This window comes from Luteimonas sp. RIT-PG2_3 (assembly GCF_054902115.1).
Window position 1 is genome coordinate 24138 of sequence record NZ_JBUBPF010000018.1, and the last position, 19778, is coordinate 43915.

At 67.1% G+C, this 19778-nt stretch carries 11 protein-coding genes; 3 read left to right on the forward strand and 8 right to left on the reverse strand.

Annotated elements, in window-relative coordinates:
* The first annotated feature begins 254 nt into the window (after window positions 1-254).
* Entirely contained in the window at window positions 255-1184 is a 930-nt protein-coding gene (locus ACYX7E_RS18075; RefSeq protein ID WP_462082001.1) for an AraC family transcriptional regulator, read from the forward strand.
* 9 nt (window positions 1185-1193) lie between these two features.
* Here ACYX7E_RS18075 and ACYX7E_RS18080 read toward each other — a convergent pair whose 3' ends face one another.
* The 5 genes from ACYX7E_RS18080 to ACYX7E_RS18100 all read right to left on the reverse strand — a co-directional run bounded on the left by ACYX7E_RS18080 (window position 1194) and on the right by ACYX7E_RS18100 (window position 7000).
* Window positions 1194-1712 (reverse strand): N-acetyltransferase family protein, encoded by a 519-nt coding sequence (locus ACYX7E_RS18080; protein WP_462082026.1) that lies wholly within the window; start codon window positions 1710-1712, stop codon window positions 1194-1196.
* Window positions 1713-1865: 153 nt separating this feature from the next.
* The gene (gene aspS / locus ACYX7E_RS18085) at window positions 1866-3644 is read right to left on the reverse strand and encodes an aspartate--tRNA ligase (protein WP_462082002.1); all 1779 of its coding nucleotides are present in this window, start codon (window positions 3642-3644) and stop codon (window positions 1866-1868) included.
* A gap of 225 nt (window positions 3645-3869) precedes the next feature.
* Window positions 3870-4190, reverse strand: coding sequence for an FmdB family zinc ribbon protein (locus tag ACYX7E_RS18090; protein ID WP_462082003.1), 321 nt, complete (start codon window positions 4188-4190; stop codon window positions 3870-3872).
* A 138-nt stretch (window positions 4191-4328) separates the two neighbouring features.
* Window positions 4329-5000 (reverse strand): hypothetical protein, encoded by a 672-nt coding sequence (locus ACYX7E_RS18095; RefSeq protein WP_462082004.1) that lies wholly within the window; start codon window positions 4998-5000, stop codon window positions 4329-4331.
* 122 nt (window positions 5001-5122) lie between these two features.
* A complete protein-coding gene (locus tag ACYX7E_RS18100; protein WP_462082005.1) occupies window positions 5123-7000 on the reverse strand; it encodes an ABC-F family ATP-binding cassette domain-containing protein in 1878 nt (625 codons plus the stop codon).
* 460 nt (window positions 7001-7460) lie between these two features.
* Here ACYX7E_RS18100 and ACYX7E_RS18105 point away from each other — a divergent pair, with 460 nt between their 5' ends.
* Window positions 7461-9863: a TonB-dependent receptor plug domain-containing protein gene (locus ACYX7E_RS18105; RefSeq protein ID WP_462082006.1), complete on the forward strand. Its 2403-nt coding sequence runs from the start codon at window positions 7461-7463 to the stop codon at window positions 9861-9863.
* 1370 nt (window positions 9864-11233) lie between these two features.
* On the forward strand, window positions 11234-12976 hold the full coding sequence (gene ybaL, locus ACYX7E_RS18110; protein ID WP_462082007.1) for a YbaL family putative K(+) efflux transporter: 1743 nt from the start codon (window positions 11234-11236) through the stop codon (window positions 12974-12976).
* A 120-nt stretch (window positions 12977-13096) separates the two neighbouring features.
* On the opposite strand, the gene ACYX7E_RS18115 is transcribed toward ybaL, so the two are convergent.
* From ACYX7E_RS18115 to clpB, 3 genes are all read right to left on the reverse strand, one after another.
* Window positions 13097-14383, reverse strand: a complete 1287-nt coding sequence (locus tag ACYX7E_RS18115; protein WP_462082008.1) for an O-acetylhomoserine aminocarboxypropyltransferase/cysteine synthase family protein — start codon at window positions 14381-14383, stop codon at window positions 13097-13099.
* Window positions 14384-14572: 189 nt separating this feature from the next.
* Window positions 14573-16873 carry an EAL domain-containing protein gene (locus ACYX7E_RS18120; RefSeq protein WP_462082009.1) on the reverse strand — a complete coding sequence of 767 codons (2301 nt, stop codon included), beginning with the start codon at window positions 16871-16873 and terminating at the stop codon, window positions 14573-14575.
* Between the two features lie 311 nt (window positions 16874-17184).
* A complete protein-coding gene (clpB, locus tag ACYX7E_RS18125) occupies window positions 17185-19773 on the reverse strand; it encodes an ATP-dependent chaperone ClpB (protein ID WP_462082010.1) in 2589 nt (862 codons plus the stop codon).
* Window positions 19774-19778: the final 5 nt, after the last annotated feature.

Here is a 19778-nt window from a genome sequence, read left to right on the forward strand (position 1 = left end):
CCCATCGCAAGACCGGGACGCCGACGGCCCCGCTGGAGCGCAGGCGCGTCCCGCAGGGCATGGGTGGGATCCCTCGGGTCGATCGCGTCGCGCCACCGTCAGGGGCTCTGCAGACGTTAGGCTGCCGGTGCCATGAGCGGCTAGACCATTGCTAGCCAAAAATTGCCCGATCCTGCAATTCATGCACTGCAACATGGTTGCATGAGGCAGCCCGCGAGCATAGTGTCGAGGCTGCCCCGACCCCACGGATCCCCATGTCGCACCCCGCTCCAGGCCCCTCCGACCTCCACGCTGCGATGGCGGCCCGGCAGGCCGAGCTGGTCGAGCGCATTGACCGATTCGCACCTGCCGAAGGCCGGCAGGCCACGGCGATCGGACCGCTGTGGCTGATCCGTGCCAGTGCTCCGACCTCGTGCTCGCCCGGCATCTACGAGCCCGGGCTGGGCTTCGTGGCGCAGGGCAGCAAGATCACCCTGCTCGGCGGCGACAGTTACGTCTACGACCCGCTGAACTACCTGGTGATCTCGGTGACCCTGCCGATGGCCAGCCAGGTGATCGAGGCCACCCCCGAGAAGCCCTACCTCGGACTGCGCATCGACGTCGACCCGCGCGAGATCGCGGAACTGTTGCTGGAGGGCTGCGAGGGCATCGCCAGCGACGGCGTCGACCGCGGCCTCTACTGCGCCCGCGTCACCGAATCCCTGCTCGATGCGGTGCTGCGGCTGTTGCGGCTGCTGGACACGCCGCAGGACATTCCGGTGCTGGCACCCATGGCCCTGCGCGAGATCCACTACCGGGTGCTGACCGGCCAACTCGGGCACCGGCTGCGCGAGGTCGCATCGATCGACAGCCGCTCACAGCGCATCGTGCGCGCGGTGGAAGCGCTCAAGCGCGACTATCCGCGACCACTGAGCATCGAGGAGCTGGCGCAGTCGCTGCACATGAGCCCGTCCTCGCTGCACCACCAGTTCAAGGCCGTCACCGCGATGTCGCCACTGCAGTTCCAGAAGCAGTTGCGCCTGCACGAGGCGCGCCGGCTGATGCTGGCCGAAGGCCTGGAGGCGACGACGGCCGCGCATCGCGTCGGTTACGAGAGCCCATCGCAGTTCAGCCGCGAATACAAGCGCCTGTTCGGTGCGCCGCCACGCCGCGAGATCGTCCGCATGCGTGCCGTGCCGGCTTGAGTCCCGGCCTCAGGCCTGCGCGCCGCGCCTGAGGATGAACTCGCGATCGCGGACGCTTCCGACCGGGAACAGGTAGTCGCCGACCTTGTCGAAGCCATACCGTCCGTAGAAACGCTGCGCGCCGAGATTCTCCGACCAGACCCCGACCCACAAGGTGCGCGGGCCATCGCGCAACAGCCAGTCCATCGCCGTCTGCATCAGCAGGCTGCCATGGCCACCGCCCTGCTGGCCCTGCACCAGATACAGCCGCTTGAGCTCGCCATCGCCAGCGGCCACGTCGGGATGCGGCAGGCCGCAGGGCCCGGCAGCAGCATGGCCGATCGCCTCACCGTCGGCTTCCAACAGCCAGACCGCGTAATCGGGATGGGCGAGGATCGTACGCTGCCGGTCGATGGCGTAGGCCTCGTCGAGGAAGGCCTGCAAGTCCTCGCGCGGATACAGGTGACCGAAGGTCTCGGTGAACGTCTGTGCGGCCAGGCGCGACAGCGTGGCCGCATCGTCGACGGTGGCGCGGCGGAGCGTCGGCACGACGTTGGACGCAGCGTCAGCGGATTGTCCGGTCATACGAGAACTCTCCGGCGTGGAGCCCCCCTTTGAGTCAAGGGGGCGCGGCGAGAGCCGCGGGGGATCTGGAGGACTGCGCCTGGGCCCGCGATTCCGCTCAGCGGAATCGTGGGGGACTCACTGCGCAGCAGATGAGGCAGGCTTCGGGCGGACCTGGATATGCACTTCCGCCAGCTGCGCGTCCGGGATCGGCGACGGTGCGCCGGTCATCAGGCACTGCGCCGAAGTGGTCTTGGGGAACGCGATGACGTCGCGGATCGAGTCCGTGCCGGCCATCAGCGCCGCGATGCGGTCGATGCCGAAGGCGATGCCACCGTGCGGCGGCGCGCCGTACTTCAGCGCGTCGAGCAGGAAGCCGAACTTCAGTTCGGCCTCTTCACGGCCGATACCGAGCAGGTCGAACACCGCCGACTGCATCGACGAGCGATGGATGCGGATCGAACCACCGCCGATCTCGTTGCCGTTGAGCACCATGTCATAGCCGCGCGAGACCGCGGTGGCGGCGTTGGCGCGCAGGTCGCCCTCGTCGTCGACCGCGGGCGCGGTGAACGGGTGATGCAGGGCCACGTAGCGCTGGCCTTCGTCGTCCCATTCGAACATCGGGAAATCGGTGACCCACAGCGGCGCCCAGGCATCGGCGACCAGGTTGAAGTCGCGACCGGCCTTCAGGCGCAGCGCGCCCATGAAGTCGCTGACGGTGGCGTACTTGCCGGCACCGAAGAACACGATATCGCCATGCTTGGCGCCGACGTGCGCGACCAGCGCCTGGAAAGCCTCATCGCTGAAGAACTTGGCGATCGGCGAGGTGACGTCGCCGGTCTCCGACAGCTTGATGTAGGCCAGGCCCTTGGCGCCGTACTTGGCGGCATGCGCGGCGTAGTCATCGATCTGCTTGCGCGACAGCGCGGCGCCGCCGGGCACGGTCAGCGCGCAGACGCGACCGCCGTCGACACCGGCCCAGTCGGTGAACACCTTGAACTCCGACGCCTTGACCTGCGCGTCGACGTCGACCAGCTCCAGCGCGATGCGCAGGTCGGGCTTGTCGGAACCATAGCGGCGCATCGCCTCGGCCCAGGTCAAACGCGGGAACTCGGCGGCCAGTTCGACATCGACGACTTCGCGGAAGACATCGCGGATCATGACCTCGACGGTATCCTGCACATCGCGCTCCGACACCCAGGCGAACTCCATGTCGAGCTGGGTGAACTCGAGCTGGCGGTCGGCACGCAGGGCTTCGTCGCGGAAGCAGCGCGCGATCTGGTAGTAGCGGTCGAAGCCCGCCATCATCAGGATCTGCTTGAACAGTTGCGGCGACTGCGGCAGCGCGTAGAACTCGCCCGGATGCATGCGTGCAGGCACCAGGAAGTCGCGCGCGCCCTCGGGCGTGGCCTTGGTCAGGATCGGGGTCTCGATATCCTGGAAATCGCGCGCGTCGAGCCAGCGCCGGATCGCACTGACCAGCCGGGTGCGCGTGCGCATCTTGCGCTGCATGTCGGGGCTGCGCAGGTCGAGGTAGCGATAGGTCAGGCGGGTTTCTTCGCCCGGATTCTCATGGTGGTGGAACGGCAGCGGCTCGGCCTTGTTGAGCACTTCGATGCGCGTCGCCACGATTTCGACCTGGCCCGTCGGGATCTTCGCGTTCGGCGATTCGCGACGGCGCACCTCGCCGGTCACGCGCAGGCAGTCCTCGTAGCCGACCGCACTGGCAGCGGCGACCACGGCGGCGTTGCCTTCTGCGGACGACGGTTCGGCCACGACCTGGACGATGCCCTCATGGTCGCGCAGGTCGATGAAGCACAGGCCGCCCAGGTCACGGGCGACATCCGCCCAACCACACAGGGTCACGGTCTGGCCGATCATCGATTCTTCGATCCGGCCGCAGAAATGGGTACGCATGGAAACTCCGCAAGGCGCTCGGCTTGGCCGGGGCGCCGGTAATGGCATGGGTGGCGTGGCAACGCCGTAGTTTAAAGCAATGGCGCCAACGGCCTCGCGCAGGTCCTGCGATGGCGCACGCCCGGCGTCAGTGGCGCCCCTTGGATCAGGGGACGCGCGAGCAAACCTGGTCGCGCGGACGCGCCAGCCAGGACGGCATGGCGGGCCAGTGGCCCGTCAGCGCGCTCAGTCGGCGCTGGCGGCCGGTGCAGGCGTGGCGGCAGGCGCAGCGGCCGGCTTGCTCGGCTCGGCGGCGGCCGCAGGCTTGGCATCGGTCGCCGTGGCGCCGCTGCTGCCCTCGACCAGGTTGCGCTTCTTGTCGCCGTCCTTCTTGAAATCGGTCTCGTACCAGCCGCTGCCGGCCAGCCGGAACGACGGCGCGGTCAGCTGGCGCTTGACCGCCGCGGCACCACAGGCCGGGCAGGCCGCCGGATCGGGATCGGACAGCTTCTGCAGCTTGTCGAAGGCATGGCCGCAATCGGCACACTGGAAGGCATAGATAGGCATGGGGACGGCGACACGATCAGATGGACTCAGCCCGACAGTGTGGGGCTGCGGCGAAATGAATCAAGTGTTTGCCTTCTGGGGCGCCCACGTCCCGGCCCATCGCGGCGCGCTGGCGCGGACCGGCGCGTCTTCAGGGTGTCAGTAGCCCCAGGGCGTCGGCGGCAGGTCCACCGGCCTGGTCAGGTCGAATTCGACCTGGAACAGGCGGCCGCCCGGCCGGGCCAGCTCGTACAGGAAGCGCTTGCCGGGCTCGACTTCCATCGCCCAGGTATTGCTCACCGAGGCGGTGAGGCCTTCCTTCTCGAACATCGCGATGGACTCTGCGTCGACCGGGAAGCTCTGGCGGATCGCGGTGCCTTCAGTGGTGGTATCGCCGCCGTACATCGTCACCGGATCGTCGCTGCCGTCTTCGAGACGGTGGTCGTGCTTGAGCCGCAGGCCATGGTCGGTACGGGTCAGGATCCAGGTCCGCGAATGGTTGTCGCCGACGTGGAACGGCACGCGCAGTTCGCGGGTCGGGTCGTCGCAACCGCGGATATGCATCAGCAGGGGCTTGCCATCGAAGGCGTCGGGTTCCGGAGACGCGGGCTCATTGGTGACGATGCGGCCTGCGAACGCCTGTCCGCAATACTGCGCCAGCGCGGCCAGGAAGGCATCGGCAGGCGCGGCCTCGGCGGCATCGGCCACCTTGGCTTCCGGATCTGCAACGGCGGGCGTGGCGGTCGCGGCTGCGGTGTCGTTGGAGGGCGTGCAGGCAGACAGCGTCAACGCGAGCACGGCGAACGGCAGGGGGCGGAGAGGAAAGGTCATGCCCCAACCGTAACCGCGGGGGCATGCCCCTGCAAGCCGGACACGGGACTTGCACGCGGACGCAGGCGGCTCGCGACGCAGCGCGACATGTCGGCTGCGTCGACAGATCGCGCGCGTCGACCTCAGCCGTACAGTGCGAGCAGTTCCGACTCGGCGCTTTCCAGCGCCTCGCGCAATGCCGCTTCCTGGCGCTGCAACGCGGCGACCTTGCCCGCATCGCCCTGGTAGCTCGAAGGATCGGCCAGCTTGGCCAGCAGGTCCGCAAGCTCCTGTTCGATCTCGGCCACGCGCGCCTCGGCCTTGCCCAGTTTGTGCGGATTGATCTTGGCGGCCTTCGACGGCACCGGCGCCGGTGCAGCGTCGACGGCAACGGCGGCCGCGATGGGCTTTGCCGGCGGCGTGCGCAATTCGCCGGCATTGCCGCGTGCGCGCAACCATGCGGCGTATTCGTCGAGGTCGCCATCGAAGGGCTTGACCACGCCGTCGGAGACGCGCCAGAAGGTATCGCTGACCAGGCCGATCAAGTGGCGATCGTGCGAGACCAGGACGATGGCGCCGGGGAAATCGCTGAGCGCTTCGGCCAGGGCCTCGCGCATCTCAAGATCGAGATGGTTGGTCGGTTCGTCGAGCAGCAGCACGTTCGGCTGGCGCCACGCGATCAGCGACAAGGCCAGGCGCGCGCGCTCGCCACCGCTGAAGCCATCGATGCTTTCGAATGCGCGGTCGCCGGGGAAGCTCCACTTGCCGAGGAAGTTGCGGAACTCCTGGATCGCGACATTCGGCGAGATCTCGCGCAGATGGTCGATCGGCGACGTGCCGGCCACCAGCGCCTCGACGGTGTGCTGGGCGAAGTAGCCGATGCGCAGGTCGGTATGCGCATAGCGCTCGCCCGACAGCAGCGGCAGTTCGCCGACCAGTGTCTTGACCAGGGTCGACTTGCCGGCGCCGTTGGGGCCGAGCAAGCCGATGCGATCGCCGGCCTCGAGCCCGAAACCGACCTCGTCGAGGATCACCACGGCGCCCTCCTGGGTCGGATAGCCGCAGGTGCCATGATTGATGCGCAGCAGCGCGTGCGGCAGCTTGGTCGGCTGCGGGAAATCGATCTGCACCTCGCGCTCGGCGCGGACGGCTTCGGTATCGGCCATCTTGGCCAGCCGCTTGACGCGCGACTGTGCCTGCTTGGCCTTGGCCGCGCTGGCCTTGAAGCGGTCGATGAAGCTCTGCAGGTGCGCGCGTTCGGCCTGCGACTTTTCGTGGGTGATCTGCTGCAGGCGCAACTGCTCGGAGCGCTGACGCTCGAACGAGGTGTAGTCGCCGGTGTAGAGCTTGGCCTTGCCGCCATGCAGGTGCAGGGTGTGCGTGCAGACGTTGTCGAGGAACTCGCGGTCATGCGAGATCAGCAGCAGCGTGCCTGGGTACTTCAACAGCCATTGCTCGAGCCACAGTACAGCGTCGAGGTCGAGATGGTTGGTCGGCTCGTCGAGCAGCAGAAGGTCCGATGGCGTCATCAGTGCGCGCGCCAGGTTCAGGCGCACGCGCCAGCCACCGGAGAACTTCGCCACCGCACGCTGGTGGGTGTCGGCCGGGAAGCCCAGGCCATGCAGCAGCTTGCCGGCACGCGCGGTACCGTCGTAGCCGCCCACTTCCTCGAGCAGGTGATGGGCTTCGGCGACCGCTTCCCAGTCCTCGGCCGCCAGTGCGTCGGCCTCGGCCTTCAGCGCGGCCGCGACGCGGGCGTCGCCGCCCAGCACGAACTCGATCGCCGGGTCCGGCAAGGACGGCATCTCCTGCGCGATGCTGGCGATGCGCACGCGATTGGGGATATCGAGGTCGCCACGGTCGGCTTCGACTTCACCGCGCACGGCCGCGAACAGGCTGGACTTGCCGGTGCCGTTGCGGCCGACCACCCCCAGCCGCATGCCGGCATGCAGAGCCAGGTCGACATCGGACAGCAGCAGGCGTTCGCCGCGACGGAGGGCGAAATTCTTGAACGAGATCATCGGGTGCGCATTCTAGCCAGGGCCCGCACCGGGGTCGGCACGGGTCATATCGGAAGGAGGAACTCGGGGTGCGGGCAGCGCCTTGGCGGGCCCTGCGACCTCGGCCAGCAGCCGGACTGCGCCGCGCCAAGGTGCCGGAATGATACCCGCGACGGCCAGTCATCGCCTGCTCTTGTTGTGTCGTCCGCGCTTTCCCGTCCGCGGCCGGCACCCGCGAATGCCCTCCGGCCGCCCGCGCTTGATCCCTCCATCCATAAGCGTGCAATGCGGCGGCGGGATGTCGGCTGGCCCAGCCCAAGGCGGGCCGCAAGCGCCGGACCATTCCAGCGGCGAAACCCAGCGTTCAGCAATTGTTCTGTTTTTGGGATTATTTCGATATGCCAGAAAGTTTATTGACGCGATCAGAACATAGTTGTTAAATCGCGCTTAACAAATTTCAGCCCCTCCAAGGATCGTCCCCATGCAGCACCATCGCCTCTCGCTCGCCCTGGCGGCCGTCATCGCCAGCAGCGCCGCCTACGCCCAGCCGCAGGACGCGGCCCAGTCTCCGGCCTCGACCCGCACGCTGGACACGCTGATCGTCACCGGCACCCGCGTCAGCGACCGCACCGTCGCAGAGTCGCAGTCCCCGATCGACATCATCACGCCCGAACTGCTGACCGCCACGGGCTCCACCGAGCTGGCGACGGCGCTGTCGCGCGCCCTGCCCTCGCTGAACTTCCCGCGCCCGGCCGTGACCGACGGCACCAGCGGCGTGCGCCCTGCGCAGCTGCGCGGCCTGTCCCCGGACCAGGTGCTGGTCCTGGTCAACGGCAAGCGCCGCCACATTTCGGCGCTGGTCAACGTCAACGGCTCGATCGGCCGTGGTTCCTCGGCCGTCGACCTCAACACCATTCCGATCGCGGCCATCGCGCGCGTCGAAGTGCTGCGTGACGGCGCGTCCGCGCAGTACGGTTCCGATGCCATCGCCGGCGTTGTCAACGTCGTGCTGAAGGGTTCCGAGCAGGGCGGCAGCCTCAGCGTCGACCTCGGCCAGTACTCCGCCGGCGACGGCAGGCAGCACCAGATCTCCGGCGACACCGGCGTGTCCTTCGCCGACGGCCGCGGCACCCTGCATGTCGCCGGCCAGATCGGCCACCAGGACGCGACCAACCGCGCCGGTCCGTACCAGGGCACCAGCCCGAACAGCGGCAACAATCCCGGCGTCGGCGAAGTGGCCTTCGTCTACGGCGATCCGGAAGTCGACGCGCGGGCGGTCTCGCTCAACGGCGAATTCCAGTTCACCGACAAGATCACGGCCTACGCCAGCACGATCGCCAGCAACCGCGACATCACCTCGTTCGCGTTCTACCGCTCGCGCAACCACAGCAGCCAGGCGGCGCTGATCAGCCAGTTCTATCCCAATGGCTACGTGCCCGAGATCAACCAGATCTCGAAGGACCGTTCCGCGGTCGCCGGCCTGAAGGGCAACACCGAGGGCGGCCTGAACTGGGACGTCAGCTACAACTACGGCTACAACCACCTGGAGTTCTACACCCGCAACTCGGTCAACTACAGCCTCGGCGCGAACAGCCCGACGCAGTTCTATGACGGTGCGCTGGAGTACACCCACAACGTGGTGAACCTGGACTTCAACAAGGCGCTGGAATGGGGCCTGGCGTATCCGGTGACCTGGTCGTTCGGTGCCGAGTACCGCGAAGAGAAGTGGAACCAGTCGCCCGGCGAGTACAACTCCTACGCGCAGCCCGACACCACCCGTCCCGGCGGCGCGCAGGGCTTCGGCGGCTTCGCGCCGATCAATGCCGGCGCCTATTCGCGCAGCAACTACGCGGTGTACACGGGCCTGGAAGCCGACTTCACGGACAAGTTCTCGGGCGGCCTGGCCGTGCGTTATGAGGACTACGACGACTTCGGCAGCGAGACCTCGGGCAAGCTGTCGGCACGTTATGCGTTCACGCCGGAAGTGGCCCTGCGCGGCACCATCGCAACGGGCTTCCGCGCTCCGGCGCTGTCGCAGCAGTTCTACCAGGCCGTGACCAGCAACTTCAGCAACGGTGCGTTCTTCGAGTCGGGCACGTTCCCGGTCAACAGTGCCGTGGCGCAGGCGCTGGGTTCGGAAGCGTTGAAGCCGGAGACCTCGCTGTCCTACAGCCTAGGCCTGGTGCTGCAGCCGCTCGACCGCCTGTACGTGACGGTCGATGCCTACCAGATCAGCATCGATGACCGCATCGTGCTGTCGTCCAACCTCAACGACGCTGCCGTGCTCGGTGAGCTGCAGCGCCTGGGTTATCCCAACGTCACCAGCGTGCGTTACTTCACCAATGCCATCGATACCCGCACCCGCGGTATCGATGTGGTGGGCAGCTACGCGATCCCGCTGGCCAACAGTACGCTGAACCTGACGGCGGGTTACAACTACAACAAGACCGAGATCACCCGCGTCGCCCCGCAGCCGTCCGAGCTGGCGGCGATCGGTTCGTCGCAGACGATCCTCGGCCGCGATGAGCAGGGACGCATCCAGGAAGGTTACCCGCGCACGAAGGGCAACCTGAGCGCCAACTGGAACCTGGCACACTGGGACTTCAATCTCGGTACGACCCGCTACGGCGCCTACACCTCACGCCACCTGACCAACCCGGCCAACGATCAGACCTTCGACGCGAAGTGGCTGCTCGATGCTTCGGCCAGCTTCCGTCCCAGCGAGAACTGGACGCTGACGCTGGGCGCGGACAACATCCTCAACGAGTATCCGGAGCGCGCGATCCCGGCGTTGGCCAACAGCAACCAGTTCCCGTACAACAGCCAGTCGCCGTTCGGCTTCAACGGTGCGTTCGTCTACGGTCGCATCAACTACAAGTGGTAATGCGCACGGTAGCGTCCGCATCGCGGGCCTGAATGGCCGCCAGTGATCCCCAAAGCCCCGGTCGATACCGGGGCTTTTTTTTGCTCTTCTCCGAAGGGAAGAAAAGGGCCGCCATTGGTGTCTTGGTGTCGTGCCATGCACAGGCGTTATCGGCTTCGGAAGCGCTTGTCGGCCGCAGGGTTTGCATGGATAGCCTTCGATGCCACGATCCTGACGCTCGCGGCAGTGGCGGGCCGGGCAGATGCTGCGCCAAGCACGCCATGGATGGCGTGCGACCGAGCCAAGGCAGGATGCCCTGACCGAGCGAGGAGCAGCCGCAGCCCGACCCGTCGCTGCAAGCCCGGGGTCAGTGAGTCTGCTCTTCTGCTGCTTTTGAGCTCTGCTTTTCCCGGAGTTGATGGCAAGGGCTTGGCTTGCTCGGCTTCGGAAGCCGCATCGCCCCGTCCAGGGATTACTCCTCGGCTCGGTCAGCCCGTGCCGCTGTGCGGCCCGGTCCGGCCCGACGAAGCACGCCGGGCGTTCGCGCATGGGCAGCGCGGCGGTGCCGCGCAAGCAGCACATGCTCACCCATGGCTGACTCGCCGCCGCGGGCCACCGATGGACCGCTTTCCGCAATCCCCGGCCGAGGCGACGCACTGATGGCGAATGGGCCGATGTCCTCGACGGCGAGGCATGCGTCGAGCGCCTACCGACGCCGAACTCCTAACGCTCGCGGCAGTGGCGGGTTGGGCGGAGGCTGCGCCGAGCACGCCATGGATGGCGTGCGCCCGAGTCAGGGCAGGATGCCCTGACCGAGGGAAAAGCAGCCGCAGTCCGGCGAGCTGCTGCAAGTCCCGGTTCAGCGGACCTGCTTCTCTGCTCTGAAGTTCTGTTTTTCCCGCAGTGAAGGGCAACGGCTTTTGGCTTGGTCGGCTTCGGAAACTGCATCGCCCCGTCCAAGGATTACTCCTCGGCTCGGTCAGCCCGTACCGCTGTGCGGCCCGGTCCTGCCCGGCGCAGCACGCCGGGCGTTCGCACGGGCTGCGCGGCAGTGCCGCGCAAGCAAGCCCTGCTCACCCATGGCTGACTCGCCGCCGCGGGCCATCCATGGCCCGCTCTCCGCAATCCCCGGCCGAGGCGACGCACTGATGGCGGATGGGCCGATGTCTTCGACGGCGAGGAGGGAAGAGCAGCCGCAGCCCGACCCACCGCTGCGGATCCGAAGCCAGTGAGTCGGTCTCAGCGGACAGAAAGGCCTGCGATCCACGACATCCGGCGAAGGCGATTTTCTGTGCGAGCGCGCACATTGGCGACCGCCATGCCCATCGGATTTGCCCGGAATTCCCGCATCCGCCACACTGCAACCCCAGAAGCGGAGATTCCGAGCCTCGATGCATCATGACACCGACCTGATCAACATCATCGCGGTTGGCCTTGCCGTTGCCTTCGTCCTCGGCGCGCTGGCCAACAGGCTGCGCCTGTCACCGCTGGTCGGTTACCTCATCGCAGGCATCTGCGTCGGCCCCTTTACCCCCGGCTTCGTCGCCGACCAGGAGCTCGCCAACCAGCTCGCCGAGATCGGCGTGATGCTGCTGATGTTCGGCGTCGGCCTCCACTTCTCGCTGCGCGACCTCATGGAGGTCAAGGCGATCGCCATCCCCGGCGCGATCGTGCAGATCGGCGTCGCCACGTTCCTGGGCTGGGGACTGGCCGCGATCATGGGCTGGCCGACACTGCACGGCATCATTTTCGGCTTCTCACTGGCCACCGCCAGTACCGTCGTGCTGCTGCGGGCCATGGAAGAACGAAGACTGCTCGACACCACCCGCGGCAAGATCGCGGTCGGCTGGCTGATCGTCGAAGACCTGGCCTGCGTCCTGGCCCTGGTGATGATGCCGGTGATGGCCGAAGTCTTCATCAACGACGCCGGCGCCGAACCGCCCACGTTCGGCTCGGTGTCGCTGACGATCTTCTGGACCCTGGTCAAAGTCAGCGCCTTCGTCGCCGTCATGCTGGTGGTCGGCCGCCGGGTGATCCCCTGGATCCTCGAGTCGATCGCAGGTACCGGCCAGCGCGAGCTGTTCACCCTGTCGGTGCTGGCGATCGCACTGGGCGTCGCATTCGGCTCGGCGATGCTGTTCGGCGTCTCCTTCGCACTGGGCGCCTTCTTCGCCGGCATGCTGCTCAACGAATCGGAATTCAGCCACAAGGCCGCCAACGACTCCCTGCCGCTGCGCGATGCGTTCGCCGTGCTGTTCTTCGTCTCGGTGGGCATGCTGTTCGACCCGCGCATCCTGGTCGAAAGCCCGCTGCAAGTGGCCGCGACCGCCTTCATCATCATCTTCGGCAAGTCCGCGGCCGCGTTCCTGATCGTGCGGGCGTTCGGTCATTCCAAGTCCACCGCGCTGACCATCTCGGCCAGCCTGGCGCAGATCGGCGAGTTCGCCTTCATCATCGCCGGCCTGGGCGTGTCGTTGAAGCTGCTGTCGCCCAACGAGCAGGACCTGGTGCTGGCCGGCGCGCTGATCTCGATCATGCTCAACCCGTTGATCTTCGGACTGCTCGACCGTTGGCAGGCCAAACAGAAAGCCGCACGCGACGCCGAAGCCGCGCTGACGCCAAGCCCGGAGCCCGAGGAAATCCCGCCGCTGGACGTCGATGGCCACACCATCATCGTCGGCTATGGCCGCGTCGGCCGGCAGCTGGCCCTGCTGTTGAAGGAACGCGGCGTACCGGTGGTCGTGGTCGAGGAAGAAGGCGAGCTGGTCGACAAGGCACGCAAGGAAGGCCTGCTGGCAGTCCGCGGCAACGTCGCTTCCGGCCCGGTGATGCGCGAGGCACTGCCAGAACGCGCCAAGCTCGCGGTGTTCGCGATCCCTCGTGCCCTGGAGGCCGGCGAGACCATCGAACGCATGAAGGCGATCAATCCGATGCTCTCGGTCCTGGCGCGGGCGCACAGCGAGGGCGAGGTCCGCCACCTGCTGCAGCACGGTGCCGATGGTGCGGTGCTGGCCGAACGCGAACTGGCGTTCTCGCTGGCGGAGATGGTGATGTCCACCCCACCCTACCGCGGCCTGCGCAATCCGCCGCCGCCGGCCACCGAGGCCGATCCCGCGCCGTCGAACGCCGCCTGACAACGCCGCAATCGCTGGACACAGGCAGAATGCGATCGCGTCCTGCCCATTGAATCGAATCGCATCGAATCGCATCGCATGGGCGTGCCAGCCCGTGGGATGGCACGCGGACGCCGACGATCAGACCTGCGCCAGCGCCTGTTCGAGATCGGCGATCAGGTCGTCGATATGCTCGATGCCGATCGACAGGCGCACGGTGTCGATGCTGACGCCGGTCTTCTCCAGTTCTTCCGGCGACAGCTGGCGATGCGTCGTCGAGGCCGGGTGCGTCGCCAGCGACTTGGCATCGCCGATGTTGACCAGGCGCGTGAACAGCTTCAGCGCATCGAGGAACGTCGCCCCCGCCTCGCGCCCGCCGGGCAGGCCGAAGGTGAACAGACCCGAGCCCTGCCCGCGCAGGTACTTCTGCGCCAATGCATGTTCGGGATGGTCGGGCAGGCCGGCGTAGTTGACCCACGCGACCTTCGGGTGCTGCTGCAGGTAGCGGGTGATCGCCAGCGTGTTCTGGTTGATCCGGTCCATGCGCAGTGGCAGGGTTTCGATGCCCTGCAGGATCAGGAAGGCATTGAACGGCGACAACGCCGCACCGGTATTGCGCAACGGCACCACGCGCGCCCGGCCGATGTAGGCCGCCGGTCCGAGCGCCTCGGTGTAGACCACGCCGTGATAGCTGACATCGGGTTCGTTGAGGCGACGGAAGCGCTGCTTGTGCTCGGCCCACGGGAACTTGCCGGAGTCGATGATCGCGCCGCCGATGCTGTTGCCGTGCCCGCCCAGGTACTTGGTCAGCGACTGCACGACGATGTCGGCGCCGAAGTCGATCGGCCGCAGCAGGTACGGCGACGCCACGGTGTTGTCGACGATCAGTGGAATGCCGTGGGCGTGGGCGATCTTCGCCACCGCCTCGATGTCGGTGATGTTACCGCGCGGGTTGCCGATCGACTCGACGAAGATCGCCTTGGTGCTCTCGTCGATCAGCGACGCGAACGCGTCCGGCTCGCGGTAGTCGGCAAACCGCGTCTGGATGCCGAACTGCGGGAAGGTATGCGCGAACAGGTTGTAGGTACCACCGTAGAGCGCACTCGACGACACGATGTTGTCGCCAGCCTCGGCGATGGTCTGGATCGCATAGGTCACGGCCGCCTGCCCCGAGGCCAGCGCGAGCGCCGCGATGCCGCCTTCGAGCGCGGCGATGCGCTGCTCCAGCACGTCGGTCGTGGGGTTCATGATCCGCGTGTAGATGTTGCCCGGCACCTTCAGGTCGAACAGGTCGGCGCCATGCTGGGTGTTGTCGAAGGCATAGGCGACGGTCTGGTAGATCGGCACCGCGACCGCACGCGTGGTCGGGTCGGGCGTGTAGCCGCCATGTACGGCGATGGTTTCGGGTTTCCACTGTGGAGCGGTCATCGGCAAGTCCTGTGCGTTTGCGTGTGGTGGCATCTGGCGAGCACAGACCATACCCGCAGTCGCCGGTCTTGAGCCATCCCGGCAAACACCTGTTCGTGCCGATCGGTCATCAGCTCAGAAGGGGTGGTTATCACCTGCGCGGAGGCGGCATGCCGGTAGGCGGGCGCTGACGCCACGCCCCGGCCGCGATCACGCCGATGCGGGCTCGGGGTGTCCGTCGCCGTTGTCGCCACGGGCCTGCGGCATCGCCGGGGCTTCCCAAGCGAGGCCTTGCGCCAGCGGCATCGGCCGGCTGTACAGGTAGCCCTGCGCCCAGTGCACGCCGAGCTTGCGCAGGCAGGCGGCCGTGTCCTCGTCCTCGACGAACTCCGCAACGACCTCAGCGCCGATCGCGCGGGCCACCGCGACCGATGCCTGCACCATCGCGTAGTCGCCATGTTCGCGGGTGACGTTGCGTACGAACGAGCCGTCGATCTTGATGATGTCGACCGGCAACTGCTTGAGCCGGGCAAAGCTCTGCATGCCGACGCCGAAATCGTCGATCGCGATCCGGCAGCCCTGCGCACGCAGGCCTTCGAGCAGGTTGCGCGCACCGGAGATGCTGGAGATCGCCGCGGTCTCGGTGATCTCCAGGCACAGGCTCGACAACGGCAGGGGGCAGCGCTCGAGCAACGTCCGCAGCCGCAGTTCGAAACTGTCGGAGGCCAGGCTCTGTCCGGTCAGGTTGACCGAGATGCGCTCGCAACGAGGCAGCATCGCCGGCATTGCGCGCAACTGCCGGAACAGGGCTTCGATCACGGCAAGGTCGAGCTCCGGTCCGCGACGCGCGGCTTCGATGACGCTGACGAAATCGGCGGGAAGGACCAGGCGGCCCTCATCGTCGCGCAGCCGGCACAGGATCTCGCCATTGACCGGCTGCGCGATCGTGTCGCTCCCGTGCCCGCCACGCAGGCGGACGATGGGCTGGAAATGCAGCTCGATGCGGCCACGCAGCAGCGACTCCAGCACCTTGGAGGCGTCGAACAGGCGCTGTCGCTGGGTCTGTTGCAGCAGCATGCCGGCACCGACCGCCAGCAAGGGGCGCGTCGCATTGGTGCGCCGCGCCTCGAACGCCAGATTGGAGGCGGTCAACAAGGCCGTCTCCGGCGAGGTGGTCGCCACGGAAGCCGTGGCCACCGATGCGCCACCGCCTCCCGGGGACGGACCAAACCGGGCGACACCGAGGTAGGGCAGCACCTGCAGGCGTTGGCCGTCGACACTGAAATCGCCCTGCGCGATCGAGGTCAGCATCGCGTCCCATTGCGCACTGTTGTCGGCGTCGCCGAGCACCAGGGCGAACTGCCCGGTGCCCAGGTAATAGGGCTGCGCCTGCAGCGCGATCCGCGCTGCGACGGCGTTCATCACCGCCGCCTGCGCGCGCAGGCCGAAACCGGTGGCCAGCGAATCGACCTGGTCCAGCAACAGGTAGCCCATCTCGCCGCCGACTGTGGGCGCGGAACCGACGCGCTCGCGCAGGGCATTGATATTGGGAAGGCCGGTCAGCGAGTCGCGGTTGGCCTGGTCATGCAGGCGTTCGGACAACTCGAGGCGATCGCGACCGACCAGCATGAAATACACGATCGCCGTCAGCAGGATGCCGAGCTCAAGGCCCAGGTGGAACAGGTTCAGCACGCCCAGTGCGCTGCCGTTGTAGCCGGCCGTCCCGGTCAGCGCATAGGCCATGACCAGCAGCACCAGCGACAACAGGGCCATCGACAGCGCCGGCCTCAGGTGCAGCATCCACCAGCCGGTGATCGCCAGCAGGATGATGCGGTAGTCCATCAGCACAAGCCCGGCATCGCCCGGCATCTGTGCAAGATCGGCGCGGGTGATGCGGCCCAGCCAGACACTGAGCAGCAGACCGGCGGCGAACACCGGCAGCCACAGGTAATTGGCCGGACGCGCCCATGCCGCGATCCGCTTGCGTTCGGTCCAGCCGACCACCAGCGGCAGGGTGATGATGGCGACGCCGAAGTACTTGGCGAAATATGTCATCACCGCGCTTCCGACCAGCCCCTCCGTGCTGGACCGGGTCATGCTCAACGACAGCAGGCCCGAACCGGCCAGCGTCAGCAGCGCCGGATACAGCAGCAGCCCGATCAACACGAAACGGAAGACGTCGTCGGTCTCGACGCGCATGCGTTTGCGCGCGCGCGGCCATCCCATCCAGTGCGCGCACAGCAGCGTGCAGCCGAGCATCAACACCGAGGCCGCCGTGCCGACCGCGATCGTCGGGCCGGAGTAGCCGAATGCCAGCGCTCGCATCGCCCAGCCGAGCCAGGTCACGCCCCAGACCGCGGCGACGACACGCAGGTCGCGCTCCAGCATTGCGATCGCCAGCAGCAGGCCCGCATGCAGATGGACCAGGGAGGCATGGCTGGTCGGGACATCGCCGGCAGTGAACGAATAGGCGACGGCCACCTGCTGCAGCAGCAGGCAGCAGATCCCCAACAGCAAGACCCTACCCGGCCGACTGGCCGCCCAGGTCAAGATGCTGCGATCGATCCCCATTCGCAGGTTCCAGTGCACGGCCAAAGCGACGAGGCGACATCCTGACACAGTTGGCCGCCCGCCGCCGCTGGCGGCGGCCTCAGGCAAGCGGCTGGAGCGTCCGCCCTATCAAGGCGGGGGGCTCCATGCAGTTACCCCAAGGCCGGATCGGGTCGGGGCCGGGGCGACGTCGGGGTCGGACCCGGACAGCGGCCGGGCCTGGACTGCCGTGGCGCAGCCCCGGCCCTGCGTGCCCCCCGATGAAGGTGGTCTCAGGCCGGCGTGTGGAAGACCAGGCGGCCGCCCTCGGCGTCGATGGCGATGGTGTCGCCACTGTTGAACGCGCCCGACAGGATGCGTTGCGCCAGCGGGTTCTCCAATTGCTGCTGGATCGCCCGTTTCAGCGGACGGGCGCCATAGACCGGGTCGAAGCCGACGTTGCCCAACAGGTCGAAGGCCTTGTCGCTGACCTCGATGCGCAGGCCGCGTTCGGCCAAGCGCTTCTCGAGCCCACGCAACTGGATCCGCGCGATCGACTTGATCTGCGCCTTGTCGAGCGGATGGAACACGACGATGTCGTCGAGCCGGTTGATGAACTCCGGCCGGAAGTGCGCCTGCACCACGCCCATCACCGCCGCCTTCATCTGCGTGTAGCTCTCCGCGCTGTCGTCGCTGTCCATCTCCTGGATCATCTGGCTGCCCAGGTTCGACGTCATCACGATGACGCTGTTGCGGAAATCCACGGTGCGCCCCTGGCCATCGGTCAGGCGGCCATCGTCGAGCACCTGCAGCAGGATGTTGAACACATCTGGATGCGCCTTCTCGACCTCGTCGAGCAGGATCACGCTGTAGGGACGTCGACGCACGGCCTCGGTCAGGTAACCGCCTTCTTCATAGCCCACGTAACCCGGAGGTGCGCCGACCAGGCGGCTGACGGCGTGCTTCTCCATGAACTCGCTCATGTCGATGCGGACCATCGCGTCGCTGCTGTCGAACAGGAACTCGGCCAACGCCTTGCACAGCTCGGTCTTGCCGACACCGGTCGGCCCGAGGAACAGGAACGAGCCGCTGGGCTTGTCCGGATCCGACAGGCCTGCGCGCGAACGCCGCACCGCATCGGACACGACCTTGATCGCCTCGTCCTGGCCGACCACGCGCGCATGCAGCGCGTCTTCCATCTTCAACAGCTTCTCGCGCTCGCCTTCGAGCATCTTGCTGACCGGGATACCGGTCCAGCGCGCGACGACCTCGGCGATCTCCTCGGCGGTGACCTTGTCCTGCAGCAGCTTGAAGTCCTGGGTCTCCGCTTCCTGCGCAACCTTGAGCTGCTTCTCCAGCTCCGGCAGCGTGCCGTACTGGATCTCGCTCATGCGCGCATAGTCCTGCCGGCGCTGGGCGGACTCCAGCTCCAGCCGCGCCTGTTCGATCTGTTCCTTGACGCGGGTGGCGCCCTGCAGCGTGGCCTTCTCGGCCTTCCAGATTTCCTCCAGATCGTTGTAGTCGCGCTCGAGCACGGCGATCTCGGCCTCAAGATCGGCCAAGCGCTGACGGGACGCGTCGTCCTTCTCCTTCTTCAGCGCCTCGCGCTGGATCTTGAGCTGGATCAGCCGGCGTTCCTTGCGGTCCATTTCCTCGGGCTTGGAGTCGATCTCCATGCGGATGCGGCTGGCGGCCTCGTCCATCAGGTCGATGGCCTTGTCCGGCAACTGGCGGTCGGCGATGTACCGGTGCGACAGTGTCGCCGCGGCGACGATCGCCGGGTCGGTGATCTCGACGCCGTGGTGCACCGCGTAACGCTCCTTCAGGCCACGCAGGATCGCGATGGTGTCCTCGACGCTGGGCTCGCCGACGAAGACCTTCTGGAAGCGACGCTCCAGCGCGGCGTCCTTCTCGACGTACTTGCGGTATTCGTCGAGCGTGGTCGCGCCGATGCAGTGCAGCTCGCCGCGCGCGAGCGCGGGCTTGAGCATGTTGCCCGCATCCATCGAGCCCTCGGCCTTGCCGGCGCCGACCATCGTGTGCAGCTCGTCGATGAACAGGATGATCTGGCCTTCGTTCTTGGACAGATCGTTCAGCACCGCCTTCAGGCGCTCCTCGAATTCGCCGCGGAACTTGGCGCCGGCGATCAGCGCGCCCATGTCGAGCGACAGCACGCGCTTGCCGCGCAGGCCTTCGGGCACTTCGTTGTTGATGATCCGCTGTGCGAGGCCTTCGACGATGGCGGTCTTGCCGACGCCGGGCTCTCCGATCAGTACCGGGTTGTTCTTGGTGCGGCGCTGCAGGACCTGGATCGTGCGGCGGATTTCCTCATCGCGGCCAACCACGGGATCGAGCTTGCCGGACTCGGCGCGCGCGGTCAGGTCGATGGTGTATTTCTCCAGCGCCTGGCGCGACTCCTCGGCATTCTCGTCCTTGACGCGCTCACCGCCGCGCATCTTGTCGATGGCCGCCTCCAGCCGCGCCTTGTCGGCACCGGCCGCCTTCAGCGCCTTGCCGGCGTCGCCCTTGTCGTCGAGCGCAGCCAGCACGAACAGCTCGGACGCGATGAAATCGTCGCCGCGTTGCTGGGCCAGCTTGTCGGTGACGTTGAACAGTCGTGCAAGGTCGTTGCCGACCGAGAGCTGGCCTTCCTGGCCGGAGACGTTGGGCAGGCGGTCGAGCGCTTCGGTGACGCGCTCGCGCAGTACCGGTACGTTGATGCCGGCCTGGGCCAGCAATGGACGCGTGCCGCCGCCCTTCTGCTCCAGCAGCGCCAGCAGCAAGTGCACGGGTTCGATCATGTTGTGGTCGCGTCCCACGGCCAGCGACTGTGCGTCGGCAATGGCCTGCTGGAAGCGCGAGGTCAGTTTGTCCATCCGCATCGGGA

Bases quoted from the DNA above. Each gene is read 5' to 3' on its own strand.
- ACYX7E_RS18100 (WP_462082005.1), bottom strand. From the start codon at position 7,000: ATGATCTCGTTCAAGAATTTCGCCCTCCGTCGCGGCGAACGCCTGCTG.
- ACYX7E_RS18075 (WP_462082001.1), top strand. From the start codon at position 255: ATGTCGCACCCCGCTCCAGGCCCCTCCGACCTCCACGCTGCGATGGCG.
- clpB (WP_462082010.1), bottom strand. From the start codon at position 19,773: ATGCGGATGGACAAACTGACCTCGCGCTTCCAGCAGGCCATTGCCGAC.
- ybaL (WP_462082007.1), top strand. From the start codon at position 11,234: ATGCATCATGACACCGACCTGATCAACATCATCGCGGTTGGCCTTGCC.
- ACYX7E_RS18095 (WP_462082004.1), bottom strand. From the start codon at position 5,000: ATGACCTTTCCTCTCCGCCCCCTGCCGTTCGCCGTGCTCGCGTTGACG.
- ACYX7E_RS18115 (WP_462082008.1), bottom strand. From the start codon at position 14,383: ATGACCGCTCCACAGTGGAAACCCGAAACCATCGCCGTACATGGCGGC.
- ACYX7E_RS18105 (WP_462082006.1), top strand. From the start codon at position 7,461: ATGCAGCACCATCGCCTCTCGCTCGCCCTGGCGGCCGTCATCGCCAGC.
- aspS (WP_462082002.1), bottom strand. From the start codon at position 3,644: ATGCGTACCCATTTCTGCGGCCGGATCGAAGAATCGATGATCGGCCAG.
- ACYX7E_RS18090 (WP_462082003.1), bottom strand. From the start codon at position 4,190: ATGCCTATCTATGCCTTCCAGTGTGCCGATTGCGGCCATGCCTTCGAC.